The 5167-nt window shown below is 75.2% G+C and carries 4 protein-coding genes and 1 riboswitch; all 4 genes read right to left on the minus strand.

The window, feature by feature from the left end; genetic code table 11:
• On the minus strand, positions 1–1824 hold a 1824-nt coding region (locus VF665_RS15980), incomplete at its 3' end, for a TonB-dependent receptor plug domain-containing protein (RefSeq protein ID WP_331054439.1).
• A complete protein-coding gene (locus VF665_RS15985) occupies positions 1814–2656 on the minus strand; it encodes an ABC transporter ATP-binding protein (RefSeq protein ID WP_331054440.1) in 843 nt (280 codons plus the stop codon). The genes VF665_RS15985 and VF665_RS15980, both read right to left, overlap by 11 nt.
• The gene (locus tag VF665_RS15990; RefSeq protein ID WP_331054441.1) at positions 2653–3636 is read right to left on the minus strand and encodes an iron ABC transporter permease; all 984 of its coding nucleotides are present in this window, start codon (positions 3634–3636) and stop codon (positions 2653–2655) included. Before VF665_RS15990 ends, VF665_RS15985 begins: the two co-directional genes overlap by 4 nt.
• Positions 3633–4544, minus strand: coding sequence for a helical backbone metal receptor (locus VF665_RS15995; RefSeq protein WP_331054442.1), 912 nt, complete (start codon positions 4542–4544; stop codon positions 3633–3635). The genes VF665_RS15990 and VF665_RS15995 overlap by 4 nt, the downstream gene beginning before the upstream one ends.
• Before the next feature lie 155 nt (positions 4545–4699).
• A riboswitch (cobalamin riboswitch) is annotated at positions 4700–4834 on the minus strand.
• Positions 4835–5167: the final 333 nt, after the last annotated feature.

A 5167-nucleotide genomic window follows, 5' to 3' on the forward strand; every position in this document is an offset into this window, starting at 1 on the left:
GCGGTAGACCACCTGCACGTCGTCGTCCAGCTCGCGGTCGTAGGTGATGCGGGCCAGTGCGTACGACGCGGACACCCGCAGGTCCGCCACCCGCGCCTCGCCCCGCGCCTCGGCGCCGCGGCGGTGCGCGTTCACGTTCCCCGGCGTCCACCGCCCGTTGAAGCGCTGCATCCACACGATCATCCCGCGCACGTCCGCATCGTACGCGGCGGCGGACGCGCTCACCCGCGCCCCCGCCAGCGTGCCCGACGCGGCGGCGCCCGCCTCCCACTCGTTGGGCACCCGCTCCGCGCGCAGCTCCGGGTTGGGAACGATCCCCACGCCGTCGCGAAAGAACTGGTCGCCCAGCGAGGGCGGGCTGTAGGCGCTGCGGTTGGCCAGGTGCACGCGCACCCGCGACAGGTCCATTGCCAGGGAAAGCGCGCGGCTGCCGTACCATCCCCCCGTCACCCCGTCGCGGTCCACCCGCCCTTCCGCCTCCACGCTCGCCGTGCGCCCCCCCAGCCGCAACTCCGTCCCCGCGTGGCCGAACGCGCCGAATCCCGCCAGCGTGCGCGGCGCGGCGTCCGACAGGGGGGCGCGGATGCGCTGCAGCTGCCCCTCCACCCCGCCGCCCCACACCGCCCCGCCGCCCGCCACGGTCCGCGACGATTCCACCCGCGCGTTCAGCGTCCCCACCCGCGTGGTGTCGTTGTACGCCGTGCCGAACGGGGGCTGCGGGTCCGCGAAGTGGATGCGCTGCGTGGCGGCCGAGACGACGGCCCGCGTGGCGCCCCGGCTCCACGCGGCGGAGGCGCGCCCGCGCGACATCTGCTCCCGCGCGTGCAGCGCGGGGGTGTGCCCCACGCCGGGAAGCCCGCGGTCCAGCCACTCCCATCCGCCGCGCAGCCGCAGGTCGCCGCCGGCCACCCGCCCGCCCGCCGCGCCCCAGAAACTGGCCTCGCCCAGGTCCGCGTTCCGCCGTACGACGGGCACGGGGTCGTTGGGGTCACGGGGATAGGCGAACCGCCCCGCCATCTCCCGCAGGCCGCCGCCCGCCTGCAGCGCCCATCCGCCCAGCGGCGCGCCCCACTCCGCCCGGGCCGCGCGCTCCCCCAGCGTCCCCGCCGCGAGTTCCACCGACCGCGTCGTTTCCCCCGCGCGGGTCTGGATGAGCACGACGCCCGCCTCTGCCCGCGGCCCGTAGCGCGCCGAGCGGGCGCCGGGGAGCACGGTGACGCTTTCGATGGACTGCGCGGGGACGCCGCTCAGGTCCGCCTCGCCCGTCACGGGATCGTTGAGCGCCACGCCGTCCACCAGCACCAGCACCGCGTCCGCGCCGCTGCCGCGGATGCTCACCGTCCGCGCACCCGTCGCCCCCGTGCCGCGGACGACGACGCCGGGAACGCGCTCCACGATCTCCGCGGCGGTGCGGGCGCCGCTGGCCTGGATCTCCGCGCGCCCCACCCGCGTTCCGTCCGCCACGGGATCCGCCGCGGCCGACGCGCGCACCGCCTCCAGCCGCAGCGGCGCGGGGACCAGCGCCACGGCGACCCACGCTTCCTCCCCGTTGCGCACCTCCGCCTGCGCCGCGCCGGCGACGAACCCCGTCCGCGTCACGCGCAGCCGGTGCGGCCCGGGCTCCACGCCGCGCAGGCGAAAGCGGCCGGCCGCGTCCGTCCACGCGCGCAGCCCCAGCTCCACGATCTCCACCGCGGCGCGCTCCACCGGCGCGCCGTTGCCGCTCTCCGTCACCTGCCCGGCGATCTCCCCCGGCCGCTGCCCGGCCAGGCGCGGCGGCAGGCAGAGCAGGAGCGCGACCGCCATCCACACGCTACGCCGCATCGTACCGCCCCGCGCCGTGCTCCATCCGCACGCACTGCTCCCCCGCCAGCGCCACCACCTGCGGCGCGCCGGTGTCCGGACCAGGGCCGGGGTGCGCGGCGATCTCCACCGGCCAGCCGTACACCCGCTCCACCGTGGCCCGCGTCAGCACCTCCGCCGGCGTCCCCGCGGCCGCGAGCTGTCCGTCCGAAAGCAGGATCAGGTGATCGGCGTAGCGCGCCGCCAGGTTCAGGTTGTGGGTCACCAGCAGCACCGTCCGCCCCCCGTGCCCCAGGTCGCGCAGCAGTTCGAAGATGGCCATCTCGTGCGCCACGTCCAGCGCGGCGGTCGGCTCGTCCAGCGCCAGGGTGGGCGCCTGCTGGGCCAGCGCCCGCGCCACCCGCGCCCGCTGCCGCTCCCCGCCGGAGAGCGTGGATACCGGGCGCGCCGCCAGCCCCGCCACGTCGCAGCGGCGCATCGCCTCGTCCACGGCGCGGCGGTCCGCCTCGCCCTCGCGCCGCCACGCGCCCAGGTGCGGGTAGCGCCCCATCCCCACGAGTTCGCGGACGGAAACGGGGAACGCCGCCTCCTCGCCCTGCGGCACCACCCCCACCGCGCGCGCCATCGCCTCGCGCCCCCATTCCGCCACCGGGCGATCCCCGAACGCCACCGTCCCCGCAGAGGGCTTCAGGGTGCCGAGCAGGATGCGCAGCAGGGTGCTTTTGCCCGACCCGTTGGGCCCGAGCACCGCCGTGCAGGCGTCCGCAGGAATGCGCAGCGACAGGCCGCGCAGCGCGGGGCGGTCCGCCTCGGGATACCGATAGGTGAGGCCCTCGCACGTCCAGCCGCTCACGCCGTCCTCCGCCGCAGCACCCACAGAAAGAAGGGCGCGCCGATGAACGCGGTGATGACGCCGATGGGGAGCTCCGTGGGCGCCGTCACCGTCCGCGCAACCACGTCCGCCAGCACCAGAAAGGTGGCGCCGAGAAGCAGGGAGGCGGGGAGCAGAAAGCGGTGGTCCGCGCCCCACACCATCCGCACCAAGTGGGGGATCACGAGCCCCACGAACCCGATCACCCCGCTGACGCTCACCGACGCCGCCGTCACCAGCGACGCCGTGCCGTACGCCACGATTTTCACCCGTTCCGTCCGCACACCCAGGTACGCCGCCGTCTCCTCGCCGATGGACAGCAGGTTCAGCGAGCGCGCCAGCCCCATCAGCACCAGCACGGCCGGGCCGCCCGCCAGCGCCAGCAGGCCGATCTCCCGCCACGTGGCACCGCTGAAGCTTCCCATCATCCAGAAGAGGGCGGCGCGGAACGACTCCGTGTCCGCAAAGGTCAGGGCCAGCAGGATGCAGGCGTTGAAGAACGCGCCCACCACCACGCCGGAAAGCAGAAGGACGCGCGTGTCCAGCGCCCGGCCGATGGAGGCCGCCAGGCGCAGGACGAGGACGACGGCCAGCGCCGCGCCCGCGAACGCCGCCAGCGCCACCGTTCCGCTCGCCGCCGACGCGCCGAGCACGATGGCGAACACCGCCCCCACCGCCGCGCCGCCGCTCACGCCCAGGACGTATGGCTCCGCCAGCGGATTGCGCAGCAGCGCCTGAAAGGTGGCGCCGCTCGCCGCCAGCCCCGCCCCCACCAGCGCCGCCAGGATGGAGCGCGGCACCCGCAGCCGCCGGACGATGGCCACCGTCGCGGGGTCGCCGACGCCGCGCAGCGCGCCCACCACCTCGTCCACCCGCAGCCGCACGGCGCCCAGGCGCACGCTCAGCAGCAGTGCGCCCGCCAGCACGGCGGCCAGGACCAGGAGGCGCAGGGCGGGCTTCACTTTGCCGCCGCCTCGGGATGCAGGGCGTCGCGGAACATGCGCGCCGTCCGGGCGATCCCCGGCCCCATGCGGTTCACCTCCATCACCGGCAGCGTGCGCACGGCGCCGGACTGAAAGGCGCGCAGTTCCCGCCACCCGGGGCGCCCCGCCAGCTCGCGCACCTTGGCCTCGCCGTCGTTCATCACCGGCAGAAGCACGATCTCGGGCTGGCGCTTCACCAGCTCTTCCATGGACACGTACTGCGGCTGGCCGGTGGCGTCGGGAAACACGCTGCGCCCGCCCGCGGCTTCCAGCAGCTGGTAGGTGAACGTCCCCGGTCCCGCCGTCATGAGCGGCTCGTCGCCAATGACGAAGAAGGCGGAGCGGACGGGGAGCCCGGCCACGGAGCGGTGCACCGCCGCGATTTCCGCACGGACGGACGCGTTCACCGAGTCGGCCGCCGGCGTGCGCCCGGTCAGGCGCCCCAGGTGGCCCACGATGCGGTACACGTCGGCCGTGTCCGTCGTCCGCGCGGCGTAAAAGGGGATGCCCAGCTCGCGCATGCGGTCGCGGATGGGGTTGGGTCCGCGCGAGTTCCACCCGATCACCAGGTCGGGGCGCAGCGCCACCATCTTTTCCAGGCTGGGGTCCAGCGCGCCGCCCACGGAGGGCACCGAATCCACCCCCACGCCCAGGTCGTAGTCGGTGCGCCCCGCCAGCTGCCCCGCCGCGCCAATGGCCACGAGCGATTCCGTGGCGTTGGGCGCCAGGGAGATGATGCGGCGGGCGGGCGCGGCCAGGCGCACCGTGTCGCCCGCGTCGTCCACCACGGCGATGGCGGACGGCGCGGCGCCGGGCACGGCGCGGCCGTCGCCGCCGCACGCGGCGGCCAGCACGAGGAGGTAGACCGGAAGCTTCCGGTGAATCAACGACAAAACGCCCGTCCTGGTCCGCGGATGAGCGCGGGAGGAACGGGCGCGGACGGCGCCGGGAGGGTGCACACGGATGTGCCCCGGCCGGCGGATACGCGGACCCCGCTCCCCTCCCGCGAGGGGTTTGCATGTGCGGGAGCAGAGAGGGCCGCGTCTCCTGGCTCGAGGCGGTCCCCGCTCGCCTTCCCGGGGGTAAACCCAGTGGCTTTGTTGAGCGGGGCCGGGCCGGCGGTGGGTTGCCGGGCCTCTTACAGTGGCGGGGCCGCGCCGGATTTTCACCGGCTTCCGTGAGGCCCTTCGTGCTTATGTGCGGGGGAAGCTAGTCGCGAGCTCCGCGTCTGTAAAGTGTTGCGCCGCCTGCACTCGCGCGGGCAAAGCCCGCATCAGGTTCGTCCAATGGGTGGGACATCCGCGTGATTCGGCGGGATATGCGCGCGGCCCCCACCCGGGCCGGCACCACCGGCCCACCCTCCCCCAAAAAGGACTGGGGGAGGTTTGTCGGGCGGCTTGGGGATGGAGGGCAGAGGTGGCGCGGCGGACGGGTGTGGCCCTCACCCGTCTCGCTTAGGCTCGCCACCCTCTCCCACGAACAGATGTGGGAGAGGGGGCACACCCCAACG

It is taken from the genome of Longimicrobium sp., from assembly GCF_036387355.1.
In the GTDB taxonomy this organism is placed as follows: Bacteria; Gemmatimonadota; Gemmatimonadetes; order Longimicrobiales; family Longimicrobiaceae; genus Longimicrobium.